Here is a 23,140-nt window from a genome sequence, read left to right on the forward strand (position 1 = left end):
CTTCTGTACAGGCGGGAGGATTCGTGGGCGGACGTTCAACGGAATCGGTGGCGACGCGGGCGACCGGAAGGGCGTGCACGGCGGGAATGGTTTCGGTCCTTCTTGCGTTCGCATGCACCCTGCCCGCGTTTTCTGACGAGCCGGCGGCTTTTTCCACGGCTTCGCGCACATTGGCCGAAACGCCTGTCGTTTCAGACGCTCCCCTGGTTTTCACCGACGCGGAGGGACGCTCTATTTCCGCTGGTTCGGGTGACGCCTCCGAGATCGAGGGGGCCGTGTCGGTATCCGAGGATTTCTCCGCGTCTACGCTTGATCGCTGCGGGTTCGGTATCGATTCGTTTTCGCGGCAGAACAAGGGAACCAATCGGGCCGCAGACGGCGTTTCCATCGGGTATCGTTGGCCCATGGCATCCGATAGGGCGTTCGCCATTATCGTCACTCGCGAGGCGCTGGTTGTCTATATTCCCTCAGAAATCGCTTCTGAACTGGGAATCAATATCGACGACGAACGTTTTCAAAGCCGTTTCCTCGCGCAGGTCGAGGCACTGGATCGAGGGGCTTCAAGCGGGGGCGCGCTTCTGGATTCCGCGGGCAAGGCGCTGTATTTCACCAGCAGTGATACGGTTTCGGCGGGTGCGTTCACCTACGGCTTCTCTCGGGAAGCGAAAGGGGTCTTCTATGCCGTCAGCCAGGCTGTCGGGTCTGACGATGGAAGCGCGGGCGGCCTGTTCATGGAAACCGGCGAGCTGAAGCCGGCAGCCGATGTCGCGGTGGTTGAAAAGCCCGAGGGTCTCGCGGCGGCCGCGGCGTTCTTCTCTGCTTTGGATTGGGATCCTTTATGGGTGTCGCTGCGCACGACGGGTGTCGCTATCGTGTTCATCTTCGCATTCGGCCTCGTTGCGGCATGGGCCACGATGAGGGTATCCGATCGTGCGAAGGGGGTGCTGGATACCGTGTTCACCATTCCCATGGTGCTTCCGCCCACGGTGTGCGGCTTTCTGCTGCTGATGGCGTTCGGCAACTCGACGGCGACGGGTCGCTGGCTTATCGAGCACGGCATCGATGTGGTGTTCACGTGGCAGGCGGCGGTTATCGCCTGCGTGGTGGTGGGATTTCCCATGATGTATCGCACGGTGCGCGGGGCGTTCGAGAACCTGGACGGCGCCATGCTCGATGCGGCGCGGACGCTTGGTTGGGGCGAGGGAAAGGTGTTCTTCCGCCTTATGCTGCCGTTGGCTTGGCCCTCCATTGCGGCGGGTACGGTGCTTGCGTTTGCGCGGGCCATGGGCGAGTTCGGCTGCACGTTGTTTTTCGCGGGTAATTACGCGGGGGTCACGCAGACCATCCCCATCGCCATCTACTTCGATTGGATGGGCGGCAAATCCGACGTTGCGCTGTTCTGGGTGCTGGTGGTCATTGCGCTGTCGTTTTTGGTGATATTCCTCATCAACGGGTATTCGTCGCGCACGCAGCGATTCAAGAGGAGACTGGGAGACTAGCATGGCCGCATCGATCGATATACGCAAGAGGCTCGACGCGTTCACGCTCGAGGTGGCGTTCGAGGCGGGGCGGGAGACGCTGGGGCTTCTCGGGGAAAGCGGTTGCGGGAAATCGATGACGCTGCGCTGCATCGCGGGCATCGAGACGCCCGACGAGGGAAAGATCGTCGTTGACGGGGTTGTGTACTTCGATTCGGCCGCCGGGATCAACCTGTCGGCCCAGCAGCGCAAAACCGCCTTGCTGTTCCAGAACTACCTGCTGTTTCCCCATATGACGGTAGAGCAGAACATCGCGGCGGGCATAGGAGACGCAACGCGGGCCGAGCGGGATCGCGCCGTGGCCGAAGAAGTGAGCCGGTTTGCGTTGACGGGACTGGAGAAGCGCTACCCGCTTCAGCTTTCGGGTGGACAGCAGCAGCGCGTGGCCTTGGCGCGCATGCTGGCGGCCCGACCGGGCATCCTCATGCTGGACGAGCCGTTCTCGGCGCTTGACTCGCATCTGAAAGGGGGACTCGAGCAAAGCCTGTCTCTTCTGTTCGATCGATTCGAGGGAACGGTTCTCTACGTCAGCCACGATATCGACGAGGCCGTCCGCCTGAGCGATCGGATCGCGGTGGTCGAGCGCGGCGCGATCAGGGAGCTGTCCGCATCGTCGGATCTGATCGAATCCCCCCAATCGGTTGCCTCGCTCAAGCTGTCGGGCTGCAAAAACATCGTGTCGGCCCAGGCTGCGGGCGACGGCCGCATACGGGTTGCGGCGTGGAATGCCGAGCTTGAAGTTGCCCGTCCTCTTCCAGCGCGGGTCGGTAAGGCGGGCGTGCGGGCGTTTCGCATCGAACGCGCGGAGGGCCCGGGGGTCAACTGCTTCCAGGTGCGGGTCAAGCACGCCATCGATTCCCGCTTCGATCGGACCTGCCTGCTTGACTTCGCGGGTGGGGAAGCCTCGACCGAAGCCGGTTCGGAACGCGACGGCCTTCTTTCTGAAAGCGATCTGGTGTGGCGTACAAGCAAGCTGACCGTTGGGGAACGGGGGCTGCCTTGCCCGGGCGATGTGCTGTGGGTGCGCATACCTCCCGAACACATCTACGTGGTTGCCGACTAACGTAACGAGTTGGTTTCGTTGCCCTTGCCGTGCATGTGGTTATGCGCGGAGGTGACGAATCGTGCTTCGGGTCGCGTATACTGGCGCGTAAGGATCGAGGGAGCAATGAAAGACGGGCACGGCCGAACAATCGATTATCTGCGCATTTCTCTGACGGATCGGTGCAACCTCCGTTGCGTTTACTGCATGCCGGAAGAGGGCATCGATCTGATCGAGCATGAGGATATCCTGCGCATCGAAGAGATCCAGCGCATCGTGCGGGTTGCCGTGCGCATCGGCATCAGAAGCGTGAGGCTTACCGGCGGAGAACCCACCGTTCGCCGAGGTATCGAGGATCTGATCAGCGATATCGTATCCCTTCCCGATATAAGGAACGTGTCGCTTACCACCAACGGGATCCTTCTTCCCCGCATGGCGCGCCGTCTTCGCGAGGCGGGTCTGTCGCGGGTGAACATCTCGCTCGACACGTTGGATAGGCAGCAGTACGCTCGAATCACGCGGCGCGACTGCCTTCCCGCAGCGCTTGCGGGCATCGATGCCGCTTTGGAGGCGGGGCTTGACCCGGTGAAGATCAACGCGGTTACCGTGCGCAGCCTGAATCAGGATTATTTCGAGTTCGCCAAGATGTCGATCGATCGCCCCCTTCACGTTCGTTTCATCGAGTACATGCCGGTGGGCGACAGCGCGGGCATCGATGGCCTGGGTTGGGGCGAACGGGACGTCTACCCCAGCCATCAGCTGGTCGAAGACATTAATGCGCGCGCGATCAGCCAAGGTTTTTCGCCTCTGGAGGCCTGTGACGGCGACAGCGGCCCCATCGGGTGGGGTCCTGCCCGTTATTTCGCCTTTCCGGGGGCGCAGGGAACCGTGGGGGTGATTTCTCCCCGATCGCGGCATTTCTGCGGAGACTGCAACCGGCTGAGGCTGACGGCCGAAGGGAAGCTGAGGCCCTGCCTGTTCTCCGATCGTGAGTTCGACGTGCGGGCCGCCTTGCGCTCCGGAGGCGAGGAGGCCGTGTACGCGGTGTTTCTCGAGGCGCTGGGCGAGAAGCCCGACGATCACCACGATCGGGTGGGAACCCGGCGCGGTATGAGCCAAATCGGGGGATAGCCCGTGCTTTCGCAAGGTTCCCGAGCGTCTGGTTGCGGTTGACGCAGAGACGCTACCGCGAAGTCCGTTTCAGAAACGAGGAGCATCATGTCCGAGCACCAGCTCACCCATATCGACGAAAAAGGCGACGTCCGTATGGTGGACGTATCCGAGAAGGCCGACACTCGACGCATTGCCGTTGCGGAAGGGTTCATCTCCATGCGCCGGGAGACGCTTGACCTCATCGTTGAGGGAAAGGCTGCGAAGGGGGACGTTCTGGCATGCGCCCGCGTCGCCGGCATCATGGCCGCCAAGCAAACCAGCGCGCTTATTCCGATGTGCCATCCGCTGAACATCACGAAAGCGAAGGTGGAGTGCGTGCCGGTCGGTTCCGAAGATCGAAGCGACGGCAAGGTGGGTATCCGCGTTCTGGCAACGACGGGCGTGACCGGCAAAACCGGCATCGAGATGGAGGCTCTTACGGCGGCAAGCGTGGCCTGCCTTACCGTCTACGATATGTGCAAGGCGGTCGATCGGGGCATGGAGATTGGAGAGGTCCGTCTTCTGCGCAAAGAGGGGGGCAAAACCGGTTTGTGGGAGCGCGACCCTTCCCGGCCCTAAGGCTTGCGCTTTGCGGTTCGGGACGTAATCTTGCGGGTTCGCAAGGCGTCCATCCCTGAAGAGGCGACCGTTTGCTCTCCATATTTGTTATATATGCTTTACTTTGTTCGGGTTCGATGGTAGGTTAGCCGCTGGTGTGAAACGGTTATCAAGGGCGTCGGGGTTCATCGGCGCCGTGCACGGAGCGGGTATGTCAGACACACGGACTGCGCAAATCGAAGCCAAGGCCTCCCGGTGCCGGTTGGTTCGGTGCGCTTGGGCGACTCTGGGCTTTTTCTGCTTCGGGTTGGCCGTGGTCGGGTTCGTGCTGCCGCTCATTCCCTGCACCCCGTTTCTGCTGGTGTCCGCTTTTTCTTTCGCGCGCAGTTCCGAGCGGCTTGATCGGTGGTTCAAAACCACCAAGCTCTATCGTGTGGTGCTGGAAAACTACGTCGCCAAAAAGACCATGACGCTGAAAGCGAAACTCACCCTGCTTGTTCCGGTTACGCTGCTTTTGGCCTTCGCTTTTGCGATGATGGGATCGGCGCCTGTCGGGCGTGCCATCGTGACTGTCGTTTGGATCGGCCACATCGTGTATTTCGGATTCGTCGTGAAAACCGAGCGGGAAGCGTCATAACCCGCCGCGCTCTCGGTTTCGCAGTTGCGCCCTTTTTCGGCGCCCTCTGCTGCTTTTCGATCTTCGGGCATGGTTCTTTTCCCTGTTTCCAAAAAAAAAGCGTTTCTTGCGGGTCGGGAAACGCCTTCTTCGTTCGTTTTATAGATGAAAGCGGAAATACGAGGCGGCAACGGCGCGGGCGAACATCTTCGGTCAGATGGCAACGGCGCGCGGTCGCGGCTAAGGAGGTATGCGGTGGGGATGGGCGACGAGCGAAACGACGAGGCACGGGCCCGACGAGCCGTGTCGCTGTACGCCAATCTTATCCTGCGGCTGATCGCGTGCCGAATATTTGATATTATATCAAGATCCTATTTCGAAGGTGCAAGAAGAAGGAGCGTGCGTAGTGGAGAAGAGGAAAACCGTTCCCAGTTGCTTGCTGGCCCTAGCTTTGGCGAGTGGATTGAATCCGGCGACGGCTCTTGCGGAAGACGCATCCTCTGTCGATCGGGCAGAGTCCGTCGTGGCTTCGACGGACTCTGCATCCATGGTGGAGAAGGCGTCCTCGCAGTTGGATGCACAGGAAAGCGTGGGACAAGAAGCTGCTGCCCCGAAGGCTCCTGCCAATCAGCAGATGACCATCAACTACAAGTGGAACAAGAAAGATTCGAAGGGGTATTACAATCCTCAGGATGCGGGAAAGGATTTTTCATTTCGCATTTGGTACTCTCTGAGAGGAACAGATGAAAATGGAAAAAAAGGCACATTCTGGACCGGAGTGCAGACCATTACCGGGCAAGTTGGCGTAGATCAGACGGTCGCGTTCGATCTTTCCGAAGTGAAAGACCAGTATGGTAAGACTTGGACGAACTGCACATGGGAAGCTGCCCATTGGTCTCCCCTTACGGAAGATTCTCATACGTATTCGGTGGGAGAAAGCTATACGACAACATCTCCGTTTACGACTGAATATTTGTTACAGCAGAACATGGAGACCAACGTCGCTATGAAAACAGCTGATGGAGCCATAGTCGCGCCCATGGATCTTAAAAGGCTTTTGATCGGTTACCACGTGACAAAAGACGGTGACACTAAGCCGTTGACGGCCAACAGCGGTAAAAACATCTCGGCTGAGGAGCTGTTTGAAAATGGCAGCACTCTGGGTTTGTATAAGAAACCCCTCTTCAACGATGCAATCAACCAAAACTCATTGACCATGTTCAATCCCTACAATGACAACAAGACCAACTACCAACTCAATTCCGCTTTCGCTGGAAGCGACAAGGAAGCGCTCGAGCAGCGTTACGGTCTCTCTCTTAGCGGAAACGACCTGAGTGGTTGGGTGCTCACGCTGACATCGAAAGTCAAGAAGAGGCCTGTAATCACCAAGACCGATATTCCCGTTCCAGCCGAGATCGAGTACGTCGACGATCCCACGCTCGACGAGGGTGTCGAGGAAGTCGTGAGCGAAGGAGCTGCGGGGACGTCCACGACTACCTATGATGAATACTATCTGCCTGCAGTTGGTGGCGAACCGGAGAAGATTATCGAAAAGACCGAGCCCAAGACCGCTACGGTGGACCCCACCAAGAAGAAGGTTCGTCGTGGCACCAAGCCGAAGGCTCCAATCGAAGATGAGGTTGCTCCCAAACCCGAGCCCATGCCACAGCTTGTTAAACCTGCTGTCTCTGAAAAGCCCGCGCTTGTCTCCAATGCGACGGAAATGCCCAAGACGGCAGACAATGCCCGGGATTGGTTCGCCCTCGCATCGTTCGGTTTCGTTTCGAGCGTCGCACTCGCCCTTTTCGCTCTCAGGAAGAGAAGGTCGTAGGACGGTCCATCTCGTTCTTTCTGCCAGGGTTTCTTGAGACGGGAATCAAGGCTATCAGTATCGGGCATCGGAGAGAATCCGGTGCCCGATTTTCCTTGAGATGCGAGGATCGCATTGCTTCAGGTGGTATTGTTTGCTCGTTAAGGGGGAGCGGGTCGCATCGACCTCATCGTTAGCCGGTTCATCTCGCTGACGGGAGAAGGCGAGCTCGTTCGCGCGAAACGCTACAGCCGCTATCTCGAACGTCGCCCCATCGATGATGTCATGTGGCAATTCAGCTACCTGATGATCAGGGGAATCATCCAATATCGCAGCGGCAACCTGGAGGAATCGAGGAAGAACCTCGAGAAGATGTACCATGTTTTTTATCGACGGGGAAGAATGGAGCAATGAGGGTCGTTCATGGCTGATGGTTTCGAGGGCGTTCAGATCGGCATCTCCCGCGGTGGAGTCACCATGACTCGCGATGGCAACACCGATTTCCTGCTTTACCCAGCAGCTCATGCAGTTGTTCGCAATATTCAATCCATCGCTGGCTATCTGGTTGTGGTTCGCTGGGAGCATCTGGAAACCGTTCTGTACACGTTTTCGATAGCGAGGTTGGACGAAAAGCCGGGCGTCACGCGCTTCACCCCGTCTCGCCCGTTGTTGGTGACGGTCGACGCCGACGGTTGCCAGCTCGTGGCGGAGGACCCTGCGACCGAACCGGTCGCCTTCGACATCGATCTCGCCTCGATGCCGGATTCGATCAACTTTCCCAGCCTGCTGCGCGTTTCCACGGTCCCTTCATCTGCGGGTGGCGTTCCGATGCAGGCCACTTTCCCCGATGATGGCAGCACCGGGCGCATCTTGATCACCGCGTATGCCGGGTTCGGGATTTGCCTGCCGATGAATTTCGACCCTTCGGTGCGTGATTGGCTGGAGGGCTCTGGGGCCTGGGCGCAGATCTTCGCACGCGGCGGTGGCGAATTGGGACGTGGCTGGCATAGGGCTGGCGCTGGGGCTGGGTCTCTGGCTGGTGCTGATGACATTTTGACAGTCGTGCGCTCGTTGCGTTCATCCGGTGCGGGGCGAGAGGTTTTCGGCTATGGGTTTTCACATGGCGCCACCCAGCTGCTCCGCGCGTTTCTGCTCGATCCGACGGCATTTGACAGGCTGGCTCTTTGGTCGCCTGCTGTGGAACTCTGCGAACCTGATGACTCTTGGCCACAGCTTTGGTGTGCCGAATACGGCGATGTCAGTTGTCCTGACGAGCGCACCGCCATGGTGAAAGCCTGCCCCACGGCGATGTTGCGCCACGTTCTCGAGATTTCTCCGGAATCTCTCGCCAATTGCCAGATCCTGATTCTTTCCAGCACTGATGACGATCGTGTGCCGCCTGCGCAGATCGCCGAATTCAGTTCTCTGCTTTCCATTGGAGCCGATGTGCGATTCCACCAGGTCGAATCCGCCGGTCACGCCGGACTGCACGATAACGTGCAGTCCGCAGTGCAGAGGCAATTGCTTTGGGATTTTCTTACCGCCTAGGTTGGCGGGCTAGGCTTTTTGGAACACGTGGATGCACATGGGGCTATCCTGGCTTGCAGGCGTGCCGTCCCAGTTCTGCCAAACTTCCGTCAATTCCAACCCCGCGTTGCTTCCCATCTGAATCAATTCGGAACGTTCGTTCCATCGCAATGCGGCAGTGTAGACATCTGGCGTTTTCCTGTCTTTCAGAAAGACGAAGGCTTGGGTGAATATATGCCTGTCCGGATGGTAAACCTCGTATGACAAGGTCACTTCCCCGGGGACGATTCGCATGATATGGGTGTGCTGCCCTTCGAGCCGGTAGCCGGAGGGATTCATGCATTCGACGATTAAGAAGCCGCCAGGCCTTAGATGCTCGGATGCTCGAAAGAAGAATTCCTGCTGCTTGTCGATCGTCAAGATGGTCTGGATTTCGAGCGCCAGGTTGAACACCAGGTCGAAAGTCTTTCCCAGGCGCATTTCGGCCGGATCGCCCAGATGGGTCACGACTCGATCGCTTCCCGGCTGTTCCTTGAGCTTGTTCAGCATCGCTTCATGACGTTCGATCGCTTCGATGCTGGAGCATTTGCCCACCAACGGCAGAACATGGCGGCCGGTTCCGACCGCCGTGCCCAGGATGTCGCCTCCTTTAGACAGCCGCAGCAGCTGTGCCACCGCCGGTTCGGTCTCCGGTCGATAGCCAAATTTTTCGTGCCAGCGGTCTGCCCATGGTTGGCTGTTGGAATAGTCGTTCAATTCGTCGAAGTCAACTCGATAATCAAGCACGTTATCCTCCATTCCTCGATTTTTCGAAACAAATATTAGACAAAACTAACTCATTTTGCTACTGTGCGGGATATGAGATGTTAGGAATGAATAACTGTCCATTCTATCTACTTGATTGGAGGAGCATGCCTGACCGCGATATTCTCGGACTCGGCCGTGCCGGGTGGCTGCCGATGATCGCCTCCTTCTCCGTCGGTCTGCTCTTGTCCGGAATCTTGCTATGCCAAGCGTGGCTTCTATCGCGTATCTTCTCCACACTCTACTCATGGGATTTCTCGCATCTGGCGTTGCTTCTGGGGATGTTCGCCGTAGTGCTCTTGGTGCGCCCTCTCGTCATGCTCGTCCAAGAGCTGCTCGTCAGCCGAGTTGGCAGGAACATCAAGCTCGATGTCCGCGTTCAGTTGCTCGAGCATCTGAACAAGATGGGGCCCTTCGGCTTGTCCTCGAAGCGCACCGGCGAAGCCGAAGCGCTCGTCACCGATGGCGTCGAGCTGCTGGAGGATTATTACGGGCGCTATGTCCCGCAGTTGGGGGTCACCATCGTGACGGTGGTCGTGGCCATCGCCTTCTTGTTCGAGCTCGATCCCCTGGTTGCGCTCGTGGGTGGATGCGCGGCATTGCTCACCCCGATCCTCCCAAGTCTGTGGAATAGGACGCTGAAGCGTCGCGGCTATCAACATTGGGACCAGTATTCCCAGATGAATGCCGAAGTGGTTGATGCAATGCAGGGCATGACGACCTTACAGCTCTTCAACAACGTGGAGCGTCAACGGGAAAAGATCGACTCTGCCGCCCAATCCCTTTTAGCCGCCACGTTATCGCAGATGCGAACCTCTTTGTTGGGGTCGGCCATTTCGTCTTGGATGGTCAACGGCGGTCCCGTGATAGTGTTGACGCTGGGCATCATCCAGGCTTGGTATGGCTCTGTGGATATCGCACAACTTTTCTGGTGCCTTTTCCTCAGCTACGAGCTTTTCCGTCCTTTCCAAGATCTCAGCGCCCATTGGCACGCTGGCTTTCATGGCTATTCGACCGCACGGCAGGCACTCGAACTGCTGAAAGCTCGCACGCCTCACGATGACGATTTGCCAAACCAGGCACTTCCAACAACCTCCTTCGATATATGCTTCGATCGGGTTTCGTACCGCTACCCGTCGACAGAATCGAATGCGGTCAGCGACGTTTCCCTCGATATCGAATCTGGCAAGACGGTCGCGTTGGTGGGGCAGTCTGGCTGCGGCAAGTCTACCTTGCTCGGGCTCCTGCTCAGATTCGGCGACCCGTCTGCTGGGCGGATCAGCATCGGCGGCGTCGACTTGCGCGCGCTTTCCCGCGACGACCTGTCTTCGCTCATCACGCTTGTTCCGCAGGAACCGGTCATCTTCAATGGAACCATCGCCGAAAACCTGCGTGCCTGTGCGCCAGAGGCCTCCGATCGACAGCTACGTGATCTGTGCCTTTCCCTCGGGCTCGATGATATCTCCCCCAGCATTGACGAGCTGCTCGACACTCCCGTGCGGGAACGTGGCGGCGGCGTTTCCGGCGGCCAGCGTCAGCGCCTGGCCATTGCTCGGGCTCTGCTCCGAAACACCCCGATCCTGCTGCTGGACGAAGCCACGTCGGCTCTCGATGCCAGAGCGGAACAACTCGTGCTGTCCACTATCGAAAACCACCGCAAAAAGCTATCCGGCCAGGGAAGGACCCTGACCGTCATCATGTCCGCCCATCGGCTCGAGATGGTTCGGCCTGCCGACCTGATCGTCGTCTTGTCCCAGGGCAACCTTATCGAAATCGGCGACCATGAAAGCTTGCTGCTCCAAAACGGGGTCTATGCGGCCCTCGTCGGCACGGCTCGAGAGTTGGTCCGATCATGAAGCACGTTGCATTTCGCGAAGCGTTCGAACCCCTTCTTCGGCTTTTGCCAAGACTCGCATGCTACAGAAAATACATCGTGCTCATCTTCGCGATGCTTCTGCTGCATCGCGTCTGCGTGACCGTTCTCAACGTATTGGGCGCCGCGCTCGTCTCGCACGTCATGCTCGTCAATCATGTAGACGGCCTTGCCTGGTGGGTATTAGCGGGCCTGGCAATCCTGGTCGTATCGATCGGGGTGACCTGGTGGTTGGACATGTGGTTCGCCCATGTCTACAGCTACAAGATAATCGCAGACCTTCGCATCGACATATACGATGCCATCAACAGGATAAGCCCTTCCGGGCTGCAGCACAGGACGACGGGAGACATTACCGCTGCAGCCATGTCCGATGTCGAAATCACCGAATGGTTCTACGCCCATACCGTAATCGATTCTCTGGCCACGCTTGCAGTCAACGTGATCTTCACTGCGGTGATGATCGTCCTGGTCGGTCCGTCCGGGGCGGTCTTGCTTGTGGCCACCACGGCGATTTTACTAGTGCCGATCTTCACCCTGCCCTTGCAGAATAGGCAGGGCGAGAACATCCGGCAGAGCCTGGCTAGGCAGAAGAGCAGATCCTTGGAGATGATCCAGGGGTCACGCGAGATCACCAGCCTTGGATTGGTCGAGAGGCAGTTGGACGTGATTCGGGAATCCACCTTGGAGGTTCAGCGGTGCAAGCGCAGCTATATCGTACGTTCGGGCATAGAGATTGCAATCTCCCAGCTGATGGTTTCGGTTGCGACCATAGGTACTCTTGCCTGGCTCCTTGCGCTGAACCAGACTGGTAGCGTGGAATTGGTCTATATACCGTCTGCGATGATGCTGCTCAGCGCATCTTGCAAAGCCTGCCTGAGCTTGTCGAGCATGTTGCGCAAGCTCGGTGAGGTTTCCGGCGCCGCCCGCAGGTTCTTCGAGTTGGTTGGCATGCCCCAGCAGATTCCAGACGAAGGCGAGCCGGCAGATTTTCCCGACGGGGCATTGGGTATCGAATACCATGATCTGACCTTCGGATACTCCGATGGTACCAAGGTACTGGACGATTTCGACCTTTCGATCGAGGCAGGTTCCTCGGTGGCGCTCGTCGGTCGGACCGGAGTCGGCAAGTCCACGATCGCTGCATTGACCGTGAGACTCTATCGACCACGGTCTGGCAGCATCTGCATCGATGGCAGGCCAATCGATTCGATCCCGCTCGACCAATTACGAAACCTCGTGACGCTCGTACCGCAGCATCCATATATCTTCCGCGGCACCGTTCGAGACAATCTGCGCATGGCCAAGTTGGATGCTTCCGATGACGAGCTTTGGCGGGCGCTTGAGATCGCCCAGCTAGACGATGTGGTTCGCAGGCTGCCCAACCAGATGGACACCTTGATAGGAGAGCGCGGCGCGACCCTTTCGGGCGGACAGAGGCAGCGTCTCAGCTTGGCTCAAGCGTTCCTGAAGAATTCCCCGATCGTCATCTTGGACGAGGCCGTATCGAATCTCGATCCGAATTTGGAGCAGAGGCTCATCGAGGCGGGCCGGTTCATCTACGAAGGTCGAACCATTATAACCATCGCACATCGTCTTTCCACCATACGCTCGGCAGATTCGGTGGCCTTCATCGAGGACGGCAAGATTCTCGCTTTTGGGGCTCACGAACAACTGCTGAGGGATTGCCCACGTTATCGTGCCTTCATGGAACCTGCAACTGGTGCCATGTAGCAGCTGCAAATATGCACGAGGTACGCGAACGAGTAATGCAAAGGAGGTGATATCCATGCTCGACGTGACGATCAACATGATCGAAGAGGACGCAAGCGAACGTCTGGTGGCCCCGTGCTGCCATGCGACCTCGACCGCCAATTAGCTTCTAGCTAATTGAGTGCTGGGAGGGTCGGGAAGCCCCGTGATGCTCGTTGCTCACGTGGGTGCTTCCTGGCCCTTTTTTACGGATAGGGGCCTTTTGGAGGGGTTCTGTATGGAATTGAACTTGCTGGCAGATTTCGGTCTTGAGGTGGCTCCTTCTTTCGAATTGCGGGAGTTGCCGCATCGCAGTACGTTGCTCACCGACGCGGCTTCGACCCACTATGTGATCGAGCTACCGCTTTCCCAGACGCTTTCCTTCTATCGATCTTGGCAAGCTGGCGAACGGGATGTTCCCGACAGCTTGAGAGATCTATTTACCACATCGCAACAGCTTTATGAGCGGCTATGCCGTCAATACGGGCTCTTGGATCCGGCAAATCTCATCGCATCTGATGAGAGCCGCTCGGATGCGAAGTATCTTCTGGCGGGAAATCCGTCGCTGGGGCGTCTTCTGATGGAAAATTCCGGCAGGATGGATCTGGAGGTTTGCGCACTTCCCGATGATGAGGTGTTGCACATGGCTTTTTCCTCTGGTGCGACGCCTATCAGGTTGGAGCCTCAGATGGACGAGCTTGCGTTTGGTCATTTCGACCAGCTTGCGCGCAATTATCGTTTCCCATGGTGTCCTCTGGTCTGGCGGCGCGACTCACTGTGGCTTGGCCCTATGTTTTCTTCCGGCGAGGGTCCGTCATGGACCGATTTGCAACGGCGTAGGATAGCGGCTCAGTTCAACGAGCCTATAGCTCGCGCCCTTCAACGTCCATCGGTCACGGGCCCTGTTATGATGATCGGCGTCGAGGCGCTGAAGCATGCCGTCCAGCTGTTGCCAAGCTTGGAATCGGGGCTCATGCTGGAAATAGGACTCGATGGAACGGTGACCGAACATACCGTCCTGGCATGGCCGGCTCGACTTGATGCCACTCGCGCCAAGGTAGAGCCGCAACAGCTCGTTTCACCTGAATGCGGCATCATTCGCCGGCTTCGCAAGATTAAGCATCATCCTGATCTACCTAGTCGCATCGTTACCTATCAAGCGGATATGTCATTCATACAAAGAGTATCTTCATGGAATTGCGCCTATACCTGCGAGGGGTCTTCATGGGGTGATCCCGGTCAAGCGTATTTCGCTGCTTTGGGAGAATCTTGCGAGCGTTATGCGGGCAATGCATTGGATACGCTGCCGGTAATGCAGGGCTCGTTCAGCGAATTGCGAAGAAAGGGGATCGATGTGCTCTCTCCGGAATCCATCGTCTTGTTCCGGGATGAGGATTATCGGCGACCTGGATTTCCATTCGCGCCATTCACCAGGGATTTACCTGTTGGATGGGTGCCGGCAAGATATTTGGACACCGATGAATCCGTCATGGTTCCGGCATCGTTGACCTATTCGAATTGGCATTCATACCCCAACGGCTTCGAAAAGCCATTGCTGAAATGCCCGTTCGCCGGGATAGCGGCTGGCAGCAGCTACGAGAATGCGGTTTGCAGCGCGATCGAGGAAGTGATCGAGCGTCATGCGACGATGACATGGTGGCTTACGGGCATCAGGTTACCTGGTCTGGAAGTGTCGGGCGAGTTGCTGGCACAGCTCGGCGAATTCCCAGACTATCAGGAAATCTTCCTGACGCGCCTGGAAAACGTGTTCGGCTTCCCCGTCGTCTGCGCAACAGTGCTCAATCATCGTTGGAAGACGATCAACATGGGCTTCGCCGCTCGGCCTGCTGAACGGGATGCTGCGTTGAAGGCGCTGTTGGAGGCATTCAGCTTGCAAGAGGGAAGCATCGACCTGCTCGACCAATCCGGCTCTCACTGGAATGCTATTGCGGGTGGCCGGTTGCCGCGCGGCGGGTTGCGCGCATACCGGCAAGATCGCGCGTATGCAAAGGATTATGCACCTGATTTTTCGGATTGCACTGACCTCATGGCGCAGCAGCAGTATTATCTTGATCCCAGCACACATGAAGCTGTCATGTCAATCGTCAGGTCAGATGCGGTTTTGCCCTTGGAAAACGAGAATCGAATCTCGCGGGGAGTTTCTAATTACGTGACATTACTTGCCGAACAGGGCTTTAGACCGATTGTGGTTGACCTTACCCCACCCGATATATCCCAGAGTGGCATTAAGGTGGTTCGCGTCATTGTTCCCGGAACCGTGATGAATTCTCCGGCGGCTTTCCCTCATCTGGGAAACGATGCCGTGCGTCATACAGCGGAGAAGTTGGGATGGATCGATGATGTGCAGGCTTCGATAAATTGGAATCTGCGCCCCCTCCCGCACGCTTGAGAAAAAACGAACCACCCGCTTAGCGGACGGTCTTGGGGGGGTGGCTTACTCCTTTTTTGATCCTTCGGTTCGAATCTCAGGACTCGAGTGGGAGCATGACGAGCTGTATTACCCCATCCACGACAAAACGGTTGATGGACATCTTGTAGACGTCTTCTATCAGGTCTGCACGTAGGATTTCATCCGGAGTTCCCATGTCGATCACCTTGCCATGATCGAGAACCGCCAGGTAGTCGCAGTAGCGTGCAGCAAGGTTCAGGTCATGCAGGACCACTACCGCCGAGAAGTTCTTCTTGCGCACAGTTTGCAGGATCTTGTGCTGCTGGAAGACATCGAGATGGTTCGTCGGTTCGTCCAAGAGCAGGACATCGGTTTTCTGGGTCAGGGCCCGCGCCAACATGGTGCGCTGGTATTCGCCGCCGCTTATCTCGGTGATCGGGCGGTGTTGGATTTCCTCTATTCCCAGCTCGGCAAGAGCTTCGTCCACGATGGATTCGTCTTTCGCAGTGAATCCATCGAGCACGTTATGATGAGCTGCGCGACCCAAGCGCACATACTCGCGGATCGTCAGCGGAATCGATGCGGATTCCGTCTGAACCACGACGGCCATCTGTTTAGCCAGCCCTCTCGTGGAGTAGCTGCCCAGGTCGTTGCCGATGAATGTGATTTTGCCGGACGTGGGGCTTAAGGAACGGTAGAGGCATTTCAGGAACGTGGATTTGCCCGAACCGTTCGGTCCGATTATCCCAAAGATGCAATCTTTGGGAATGGAGAGGCAAACCCCGGTCAAAGTGGGGTTTGCCTCGCGAATTCCCGCGTAACGAAACGTTATGTCCTCGCAGCTGAAGAGTGTCATGAAGCTCTATTTCAACGAGTCGGAAATAGCCTGCATCGCAGGTATGATTGCCGGCGTGGGCCAGATGTTATGGTTGGAGATGCCGACGATCTTATCATTCTTGACCGCTTTCATGGTGTCGGCGCCGGGTTCGGTGAGCAGGCGGGCCTTGTCTTCCTCGAAGGTGGAGCCGGTGCGACCATACTTGATGATGATCACGTCCGGGTCTTTTTCAAGGATCGTCTCCCAGTTCACTTCTTCGACGTAAGGGGCCTTTTCGTCAGCGAAGATGTTTTCCAGTCCCAAGCGCTCCATCATCTGACCTTCGATGCTCGCATTGCTGACGGACATCACGGGATATTCTGGGGAGAAATAGAAGAGCAACGCCGCAGTTTTCCCTTTGCCGGGCTTTTCCTTGTCGAACTGGGCCAGTTTCTTCTCGAATTCCGCAGCTTTCTCTTCACCGCGTTTCGGTTGTCCCATAACTTTGCCAAGTTCACGCAAATCGCTGCTGATGAGCTCGAAGGGGCTTTCATCTGGAACTTGCAGGGAGTCAGCGCCGTCTGCCTTGGCATGAACGACGATGGAATTGGGAACTATTACCTTGATTCCGGCTTCTTCCACCTTTTTGGGGTCGAATCCGGTGAAGGTATCGGTAATGACCAGATCCACATCTTGGGAGATGATGCTTTCCGTGCTGAGCTCGCCATCCGAGAGGATTTTTGCTCCCATTGCGTCCGCTTCTGGATTGGGGTCTTTGAATTCGCCCGAACGATAGGCGAACTGTCCTTGCTCTGCCAGTTCAGCAGCATAGATGGCAGACGTCGGGCCAGAGGTGAGAATCTTTTCCGGTGCCTTGTCGAAGGCGACTTCACGACCGCCATAATTGTAGGTCATGGGGTAGGCAGCATCTGCGGATGCCGATGCCGATGGTGCTTCGACCGACTCGTTGCCGGTGCTCGAGCAGCCCATGAGTCCGCCCATCAGCAAGGCGCTGACAGTTAGGGTCGCCCCCAGTCGTTTGAACATCGTTGTCTTTTTCATTTCCTTCCTTTCCTTCCTTTCCTAGGTCCTTTCTTTCCGACATTCAGTGCACTGCCCTGGCTGTACTGCCGGCGCACCAATGCGATGAGGACAGGGGTTCCAACCAGCGCGGTGATGATACCGAGGGGTATTTCCCTTGGCTGGAAAGCAATTCGTCCGATAACGTCCGCCCAGACCATCAAAACCGCGCCAAGCAGTGCGGATATGGGGATTACGGATCGGTTGGTGGCGCCCACCAACCGGCGTGCCGCATGGGGGATTACCAGACCCACGAAGCCAATTTGACCAGCTACCGAGACCAGAACGGCGATGCAAGCCGATACCAGGAGCATGCTCGCCATCCTGAGGCGTTGTGGATTGAAGCCACTGATCTGCGCGGTTTCGTCCGACACGGACATGGCATCCAGACCTGACCCCATTCCCATTCCGATAATTGTCGTTATCAGCAGTGCAAGGGCTGGGAGCAGCATCTGATCCCAGTTCGCAAGAGTCAGAGAACCGAGCATCCAGAACATCACCGAGCGGGCTGCTCCTTCGTCGCCTGATGCAAAGACCATCAGATTGGTAAGAGCCGTCATGGCGAATCCGATTGTAACGCCCGCCAAAATCACGCGACTGGATGTCAAACTACCGCCTGTCGAGGCTATGGCGAACGTCGCGACCGTGGCTATGACTGCACCTATGAAGGCTGCACCTGCCAATCCGAACGCGCCGCTGATTCCAAATACCAGGACGGTTGCCGCTCCAGCAGATGCTCCCGAAGCGGTGCCCAGCAGATAGGGGTCTGCCAGGACGTTTCGTACCAGGCTTTGCATGATGGCTCCGCAAACCGAAAGGCCAGCTCCAACGATTGCGGCGAGCATTATGCGCGCGCCGCGCACTTCCCAGATGATCACCTCTTCGCGTTGGCTGAACGAGCCGGGACTGCCGGAAATCTTGCTCCAGAAAACTTCCAGGATGGTGCGAGGCGAAACGTGTGCGAACCCGATGCCGAACGCCATGAATATCGAGACGATCAATAGGGCAGATCCTGCAAAAGTTAATAAAATCGCACGTCGGTTCATTTGCAGACTGTCCTCATTCTCGTATCTTTAAACGGGCTGTCCGAATTGTTAGCCGAGACTTATTCTAACTCGTTTTGCTTGATAAGTTAGCTGATTCTAATTAATTGATCGTAGAAACGGGTGAATGGTCTTATCTCCGAAGGGAAAGGCTAACTCGAAAGAAACAGGTGGATTTGAGGGGAAGCCAATGGGGGTTTTGGCTCGAGATCACTGCACAATCCTCCATTATTACAAAGTGGGTGCGATTGATGTAGGCGGGCTAGCTGCATTTTGCCCCTGTTCCCCCCGCTATTCTGTGGGAGAATGAATGAGTAGGCATTACCTAACTTCAAGGAGCCAATATGAGCAAAGAAGAAAGCCATTTGCCCCTGTTTGGCCCCGGACCAGCATATGTCATGACGATAGCCTTGCTCACCGTTGCCGGGATCGCGCTTTCGACATTAGGATTTTTGCCCGTGGCTAGCGCGGGTGCCGCTTCTGTGGTACTTACGGTGCTTGGTTTTGCCTTCATGGTCGGGGGAGTCGCGTTGTGGATGACGGCTGTGATTGGCGCTCGCATCGACCGGGGGATCAAGTCGAATCGACTCGTCACCGATGGCATCTATGCTTTCGTGCGCAATCCCGTCTATTCCGCTTTCATGTTCCTATGCACGGGCATCGTTTTCGCCTTCGGCAACCTCTGGCTGCTCGTCCTGCCTTTCGTGTTCTGGGCGGTTCTCACCATCTTCATGAAGGCTACTGAGGAGAAATGGCTATCTGGCCTCTATGGTCAGGATTACGCTGACTACTGCAAGCGCGTGAACCGCTGCATTCCCTGGTTCCCAGGAGGATAGGCTGCTTGCCCCCGCTTATGAAGCTCCTGAGGTGCGATACGTCATCATCGCGCTGGCGGTGCTGGCGGCGTCGAATGCATGCAAGGATCTGCTGCGGTCGCGCCGCAGCATGCGGATCGTAGCGCTGGATCAGGCACCCGAAATGGCCGCTCCTGAGCCCGACTAGGCGTATCGAGAGGTTTTCGATCGCATGATGGATCTGCCCGTCGGATATCGCGAGGCGCTGTTTTTCCATTATGTCGAAGGGTATTCGGCTGCCGAGATTTCCCATATGCAGGGCAAGTCGGAATCTGCCGTATTCAAGGCCTTGAGCCGCGGGAGGCAGATGATCCGCGAGTCGATCGGAGGAGGGCAAGATGAGCGATCGTAGGACGGACGGTTTTACGGAGCGAGAGGCCGATGCGGTGGTGGGCGATGCGCATGGGTATGCGGTGGTGTACAGCATCAGCCGCGACGATGGCGGGACGGTTATCTGGTCTCGCAACGTGTTCTTCGATCGGATCATCGATCCAAGCGAGGTGGCATCGGTGGAGATCGGCGGTGCATCCATCAAGCCGCTGGCTTAGGAATCGATGCTCGGCCGTAAAGGGAAAAACGCACCCGGGCCAGGTGCGCATCGAGGGGGCTGCGATCAGCCCCCTCTTTCAGTTTCAAGTGGTGCCCGAGGCGAGAGTCGAACTCGCACGAGTTTCCCCAACGGTTTTTGAGACCGCCGCGTCTGCCATTCCGCCACTCGGGCGCAGGGTTGGATTATAGCTCATCGGTCGGAACAGCGCGAGATGGTTCCCAACATCATAATTCCAACGCTTGCCCTGTCTAGGCCTTGAACAGGTTGCGCTCACGGATCTCTTCGCGCACCGTGCGCAGCATAAGGTCGGCGTCATCCAAGCCCAGATGGCGCTCTGCCTGGTCGGGAGCAAGGGTGCCACGGCGGCGCGCCCAGTTTTCCAGCGCAGCCGGCTTGGCGTCGAAGGGCATGAACTGCGTTTCGCGGTCCAGCTGGCGGCAGATGTCGCGCGTGTCGATGGGAATGATGCGCCCTGCTTTGCGCCCTTCGGCGTACCCCTTGAGGTTCAGCATGAACCACGAGTCCTCGAAAGCGGCGTTGTGAGCCATGTAGGGATGCGATTCCAGCACCTGCAGCAGCTTGGCCTGGAGCTCGGGGTTCTCGCGCAAGGGCTTTTCGTCTTTCACGTCATCCCAGGTAATCTTATGGATGTTGGCCAGGGGCACGCCTTTTTGCTCGTATTCGGCGGGCAGGCCGCAATACAGGCTGACCGCATCGCGGGGCTCGGCGTCGGCTTTCAGCTCCATAAGCTCCCATCCGATATTGATGATGCGCCCGCGATCGGGGTGGCGCGACGTGGTTTCGATGTCGATGCCCACCACGGTTCCGCACATGCCGTTTCCTCCGGCGTAGGCCGTGGCGATGGGCTGGCGGCGCTGGACGGTTTCCTTCAAAACGGTTTCGGGGCGGCAGCGGCGCAGCTTGGCGATGGCGCGTACCAGGTCATCGTCGGACAGGCCTCGGGACAGGTTCAGCCCGCGCATGCGCTCGATGCGATCGCTTTCCAGCTGATCAGCCAGATCGCGGTTGCGATCGGCCAGCTCGAGCACCAAGTCGAACCCGAATCCCGGGTTGTCTTGAGCCATGAAGGCATCGGTGAGCACCTTGATGGCCTCCTCGTTTTTCGCGCACTCGGTCTCGATCGCCTCATCCCCGAACGCGAGCAGAAAGTCGGGGAAGGCGAAGGCGTTTGCATGTTCGAGAGCCTGGTCGATGTTCATGGGGTTTCCTTCGGTTCGGGTGGGAAGCGGTTGCTCGCAGCGCCCGCTTGCGGGTTAGTCGAGGATAATCCTAGCACGAGGGATGCCGTTGATGCCTTTCGCGTTAATCTAGGCATCGAGTCGATAGAGATGCCGTTGCACGCCTGCTTTGCCTGCGCTGTGCAGCGGCCAGCTTCCGGGTCCGAAGTGGAAGGCGGGGATGGAGAATGGACGAACGCGATTTGCTTGCGGCGGCAGATAGGTATCTGGAGGATCATTGGGACGCTATGCTGAGCGATATCGAGACACTCGTCTCTGTGGAAAGCGTCGAGGATTTGGGGTCTGCGCAGCCGGGAGCTCCGTTCGGTCCCGGGCCTCGCGCGGCTTTGACCTGCGCGCTGGACATCGCGGCCGGATATGGTTTCGACGTGTGCGATTGCGAGGGGTATCTGGGATACGCCGATGCGCCGGGACGAAGCGCCACCCAGATCGGCGTGATCGGACATGTTGACGTCGTCCCCGCGGGGCCGGGCTGGACATACCCGCCGTTTTCCCTTACGCGTAAAGACGGGTTCGTCTTGGGTCGGGGGACAAGCGATGACAAGGGGCCGATGGTCGTGGCTCTGCACGCCGTTCGCCTGATCAAAGATGCATGCGGTCCTTTGCCCTACACGGTGCGCCTTCTGTTCGGAGCCAACGAGGAGACGAACATGAAAGACGTCGAGCACTATCGCGCCCATCACGCGGACCCCGCGTTTCTATTCACGCCCGATGCCGAGTTCCCCGTCGGATACGGAGAGGCGGGCATCTGCAGCGGGACGGTCGAGGGGCCCATCGTCGAGAACGGCGACATCGTCGAGTTCGAGGGAGGTGCGGCGGTGAACGCCGTACCCGGGCAGGCCCGGGCGGTCGTGCGCAGCGATCGGGCGCTCGCTTCGAGCGACTGCGTGGAGGCGACGCCGCTCGGAGGCGGTATGTTCGATCTGTTCGCACGCGGGAAAAGCGCGCATGCCTCGACGCCCGAGCTGGGCCGCAACGCCATCGGGCTTCTTGTGGGCTATATGCTGGAAAACGGAGTGGGCACACCCGAGGAGCGGGCGTTTCTGAACTTCGAGCGCGCATTGCTGTCGGTGAGCGACGGGTCGGGCGTGGGGATCGAGGCAGTAGACGACGACTTCGGAGCGCTCACCTGCGTCGGGGGGGTCGCATCGCTTGAAGGGGGGCGGTTGCGCCAAACGATTGACTGCCGGTATCCCACCACGACGTCGGCCTCTTGCATCGCACGGCGCGTAGAAGCCGCCGCGCACGAGGCGGGCGCGGCGTTTTCGCTCGATCATGACAAAAAGCCTTTTCTCACCAGCCCCGACTCCGAGGCCGTCCAGGCTCTCCTGGGAGCTTACAGGCGGGTGACCGGGCGCGACGACGCGGCTTTCACCATGAAGGGGGGCACGTATGCGCGTCTGTTTCCATGCGCGGCAAGCTTCGGACCCGAAATGCCCGACGAGGTTCGTCCCGCCTGGGTGGGAACGATGCACGGACCTGACGAGGGGATAAGCGAGGACACCTTGAAGGACGCGTTCAGAATTTACGTTTTGTCCCTCGCCGCTCTGATGAAATGCTCCCTGTGATCCTTGCGCTTGCTCTATAATCAGTGCCGTGTAACCAACCGCAGGACAGCTCTTTTGTCGAGGGGCTGACGTTTGAGGAAGGTCCGCTGTGCTTAAAGCGATTATCGTTGACGACGAGGCCCCTGCCCGTTCCGAGCTCAGGTTTCTGCTTGACGAACTTGGTCAGACCGAGGTCGTGGCCGAGGCCGCAAGCGTGCGGGAGGCCATCGAGAAGCTGAAGGAGTACCCCTGCGACGTCATGTTCCTCGATGTGAACATGCCTGAGGCAACCGGACTGAAGCTCGCCGACGGCCTGCAGCACCTGAAGTTTCCCCCGGCCGTGGTGTTCGTAACCGCCTACAGCGAGTATGCGCTGGACGCGTTCAAGGTGAACGCCGTCGATTACCTGGTGAAGCCGGTCGAAACCGAGCGTCTGGCCCAGGCGATCTCCCGGGTGCGCGAAAACGTGGCGCTGCACCTCCAGGCTCAGAAGTCCGAGCGCATCCCCGTCGAGAAGGGGGGCAAGAAGATCTTCATCCCCATCGACAGCATCCGCTTCGTCATGGCGCGCGACGATTACGCCTACCTGCAAACCGACGATGACCGTTACTTCTCCACGGTCAGCTTGGCTCAGCTGGAGAAAAGGCTGGACGGACATGGGTTTTTCCGCGTGCATCGCGGCTATCTGGTGAATCTCTCGCTGGTCGAAGAGGTAGAGCCGGTGGCCGGCGGAACGCTGTCCCTTGCGCTGAACGGCGTGGACGAGCGCATCCCCGTCTCTCGCCGCCGCGTGTCGCTCTTGAAGAAGGCGCTGGGGCTGTAGCAGGCACGTTACGAGCGAGGAGGGCCCCAGGCACGGTGCTTGGGGCTTTTGCTTAACGGTTCGAACCGCGCCAAGGAACATGCCG

At 58.0% G+C, this 23,140-nt stretch carries 21 protein-coding genes and 1 tRNA gene; 16 read left to right on the forward strand and 6 right to left on the reverse strand.

Translation table 11 applies throughout. The features are described 5' to 3' along the window. Positions 1 to 23: 23 nt before the first annotated feature. From modB to EIH26_RS02945, 7 genes are all read left to right on the forward strand, one after another. Complete coding sequence (modB, locus tag EIH26_RS02915) at positions 24 to 1,499, forward strand: molybdate ABC transporter permease subunit (RefSeq protein ID WP_241152737.1); 1,476 nt, start codon at positions 24 to 26, stop codon at positions 1,497 to 1,499. A 1-nt stretch (position 1,500) separates the two neighbouring features. Further along, complete coding sequence (locus EIH26_RS02920; RefSeq protein WP_124060685.1) at positions 1,501 to 2,601, forward strand: sulfate/molybdate ABC transporter ATP-binding protein; 1,101 nt, start codon at positions 1,501 to 1,503, stop codon at positions 2,599 to 2,601. 105 nt (positions 2,602 to 2,706) lie between these two features. Further along, positions 2,707 to 3,711, forward strand: coding sequence for a GTP 3',8-cyclase MoaA (gene moaA, locus EIH26_RS02925; protein ID WP_124060686.1), 1,005 nt, complete (start codon positions 2,707 to 2,709; stop codon positions 3,709 to 3,711). Between the two features lie 87 nt (positions 3,712 to 3,798). Then, the gene (moaC, locus tag EIH26_RS02930) at positions 3,799 to 4,311 is read left to right on the forward strand and encodes a cyclic pyranopterin monophosphate synthase MoaC (protein WP_124060687.1); all 513 of its coding nucleotides are present in this window, start codon (positions 3,799 to 3,801) and stop codon (positions 4,309 to 4,311) included. Between the two features lie 190 nt (positions 4,312 to 4,501). After that, complete coding sequence (locus EIH26_RS02935) at positions 4,502 to 4,927, forward strand: YbaN family protein (protein WP_124060688.1); 426 nt, start codon at positions 4,502 to 4,504, stop codon at positions 4,925 to 4,927. Between the two features lie 385 nt (positions 4,928 to 5,312). Beyond that, positions 5,313 to 6,737 (forward strand): G5 domain-containing protein, encoded by a 1,425-nt coding sequence (locus EIH26_RS02940; RefSeq protein WP_124060689.1) that lies wholly within the window; start codon positions 5,313 to 5,315, stop codon positions 6,735 to 6,737. A gap of 402 nt (positions 6,738 to 7,139) precedes the next feature. Continuing rightward, positions 7,140 to 8,264, forward strand: a complete 1,125-nt coding sequence (locus EIH26_RS02945) for a S9 family peptidase (protein ID WP_124060690.1) — start codon at positions 7,140 to 7,142, stop codon at positions 8,262 to 8,264. A gap of 9 nt (positions 8,265 to 8,273) precedes the next feature. On the opposite strand, the gene EIH26_RS02950 is transcribed toward EIH26_RS02945, so the two are convergent. Continuing rightward, a complete protein-coding gene (locus EIH26_RS02950; RefSeq protein WP_124060691.1) occupies positions 8,274 to 9,041 on the reverse strand; it encodes a class I SAM-dependent methyltransferase in 768 nt (255 codons plus the stop codon). A 113-nt stretch (positions 9,042 to 9,154) separates the two neighbouring features. Between EIH26_RS02950 and EIH26_RS02955 the strand changes: the two genes are divergently transcribed. From EIH26_RS02955 to EIH26_RS02965, 3 genes are all read left to right on the forward strand, one after another. Further along, positions 9,155 to 10,903, forward strand: a complete 1,749-nt coding sequence (locus EIH26_RS02955) for an ABC transporter ATP-binding protein/permease (protein ID WP_124060692.1) — start codon at positions 9,155 to 9,157, stop codon at positions 10,901 to 10,903. 77 nt (positions 10,904 to 10,980) lie between these two features. Continuing rightward, positions 10,981 to 12,654, forward strand: coding sequence for an ABC transporter ATP-binding protein (locus EIH26_RS02960; protein ID WP_241152738.1), 1,674 nt, complete (start codon positions 10,981 to 10,983; stop codon positions 12,652 to 12,654). A 256-nt stretch (positions 12,655 to 12,910) separates the two neighbouring features. Continuing rightward, positions 12,911 to 15,082, forward strand: coding sequence for a YcaO-like family protein (locus tag EIH26_RS02965; RefSeq protein WP_124060694.1), 2,172 nt, complete (start codon positions 12,911 to 12,913; stop codon positions 15,080 to 15,082). Positions 15,083 to 15,158: 76 nt separating this feature from the next. On the opposite strand, the gene EIH26_RS02970 is transcribed toward EIH26_RS02965, so the two are convergent. Genes EIH26_RS02970 through EIH26_RS02980 form a run of 3 tightly spaced genes read right to left on the reverse strand, consistent with a single transcriptional unit; the run spans position 15,159 to position 18,025 of the window. After that, positions 15,159 to 15,938 carry an ABC transporter ATP-binding protein gene (locus tag EIH26_RS02970; RefSeq protein ID WP_124060695.1) on the reverse strand — a complete coding sequence of 260 codons (780 nt, stop codon included), beginning with the start codon at positions 15,936 to 15,938 and terminating at the stop codon, positions 15,159 to 15,161. Positions 15,939 to 15,944: 6 nt separating this feature from the next. Beyond that, on the reverse strand, positions 15,945 to 16,961 hold the full coding sequence (locus tag EIH26_RS02975; protein WP_206424661.1) for an ABC transporter substrate-binding protein: 1,017 nt from the start codon (positions 16,959 to 16,961) through the stop codon (positions 15,945 to 15,947). Then, positions 16,958 to 18,025, reverse strand: a complete 1,068-nt coding sequence (locus EIH26_RS02980) for an iron ABC transporter permease (protein ID WP_124060696.1) — start codon at positions 18,023 to 18,025, stop codon at positions 16,958 to 16,960. The genes EIH26_RS02975 and EIH26_RS02980 overlap by 4 nt, the downstream gene beginning before the upstream one ends. Before the next feature lie 341 nt (positions 18,026 to 18,366). Here EIH26_RS02980 and EIH26_RS02985 point away from each other — a divergent pair, with 341 nt between their 5' ends. From EIH26_RS02985 to EIH26_RS02995, 4 genes are read left to right on the forward strand one after another with little or no spacing between them, the layout of a single operon-like run. Then, on the forward strand, positions 18,367 to 18,858 hold the full coding sequence (locus EIH26_RS02985; RefSeq protein WP_124060697.1) for an isoprenylcysteine carboxylmethyltransferase family protein: 492 nt from the start codon (positions 18,367 to 18,369) through the stop codon (positions 18,856 to 18,858). 31 nt (positions 18,859 to 18,889) lie between these two features. Further along, positions 18,890 to 19,024, forward strand: coding sequence for a hypothetical protein (locus EIH26_RS08590; RefSeq protein ID WP_255409468.1), 135 nt, complete (start codon positions 18,890 to 18,892; stop codon positions 19,022 to 19,024). Positions 19,025 to 19,048: 24 nt separating this feature from the next. Next, positions 19,049 to 19,228, forward strand: coding sequence for an RNA polymerase sigma factor (locus EIH26_RS02990; protein ID WP_124060698.1), 180 nt, complete (start codon positions 19,049 to 19,051; stop codon positions 19,226 to 19,228). Next, on the forward strand, positions 19,215 to 19,424 hold the full coding sequence (locus EIH26_RS02995) for a hypothetical protein (protein ID WP_124060699.1): 210 nt from the start codon (positions 19,215 to 19,217) through the stop codon (positions 19,422 to 19,424). Before EIH26_RS02990 ends, EIH26_RS02995 begins: the two co-directional genes overlap by 14 nt. Before the next feature lie 89 nt (positions 19,425 to 19,513). Here EIH26_RS02995 and EIH26_RS03000 read toward each other — a convergent pair. After that, positions 19,514 to 19,597, reverse strand: a tRNA-Leu gene (locus EIH26_RS03000). Between the two features lie 77 nt (positions 19,598 to 19,674). Continuing rightward, positions 19,675 to 20,646, reverse strand: coding sequence for a 3'-5' exonuclease (locus tag EIH26_RS03005; RefSeq protein ID WP_124060700.1), 972 nt, complete (start codon positions 20,644 to 20,646; stop codon positions 19,675 to 19,677). A gap of 206 nt (positions 20,647 to 20,852) precedes the next feature. Here EIH26_RS03005 and EIH26_RS03010 point away from each other — a divergent pair, with 206 nt between their 5' ends. After that, complete coding sequence (locus EIH26_RS03010) at positions 20,853 to 22,253, forward strand: Sapep family Mn(2+)-dependent dipeptidase (protein WP_124060701.1); 1,401 nt, start codon at positions 20,853 to 20,855, stop codon at positions 22,251 to 22,253. Between the two features lie 88 nt (positions 22,254 to 22,341). After that, positions 22,342 to 23,055 carry a LytTR family DNA-binding domain-containing protein gene (locus EIH26_RS03015; RefSeq protein WP_124060702.1) on the forward strand — a complete coding sequence of 238 codons (714 nt, stop codon included), beginning with the start codon at positions 22,342 to 22,344 and terminating at the stop codon, positions 23,053 to 23,055. Positions 23,056 to 23,140: the final 85 nt, after the last annotated feature.

The sequence above is a fragment of the Gordonibacter sp. Marseille-P4307 genome (assembly GCF_900604965.1).
Taxonomy (GTDB): Bacteria; Actinomycetota; Coriobacteriia; order Coriobacteriales; family Eggerthellaceae; genus Berryella.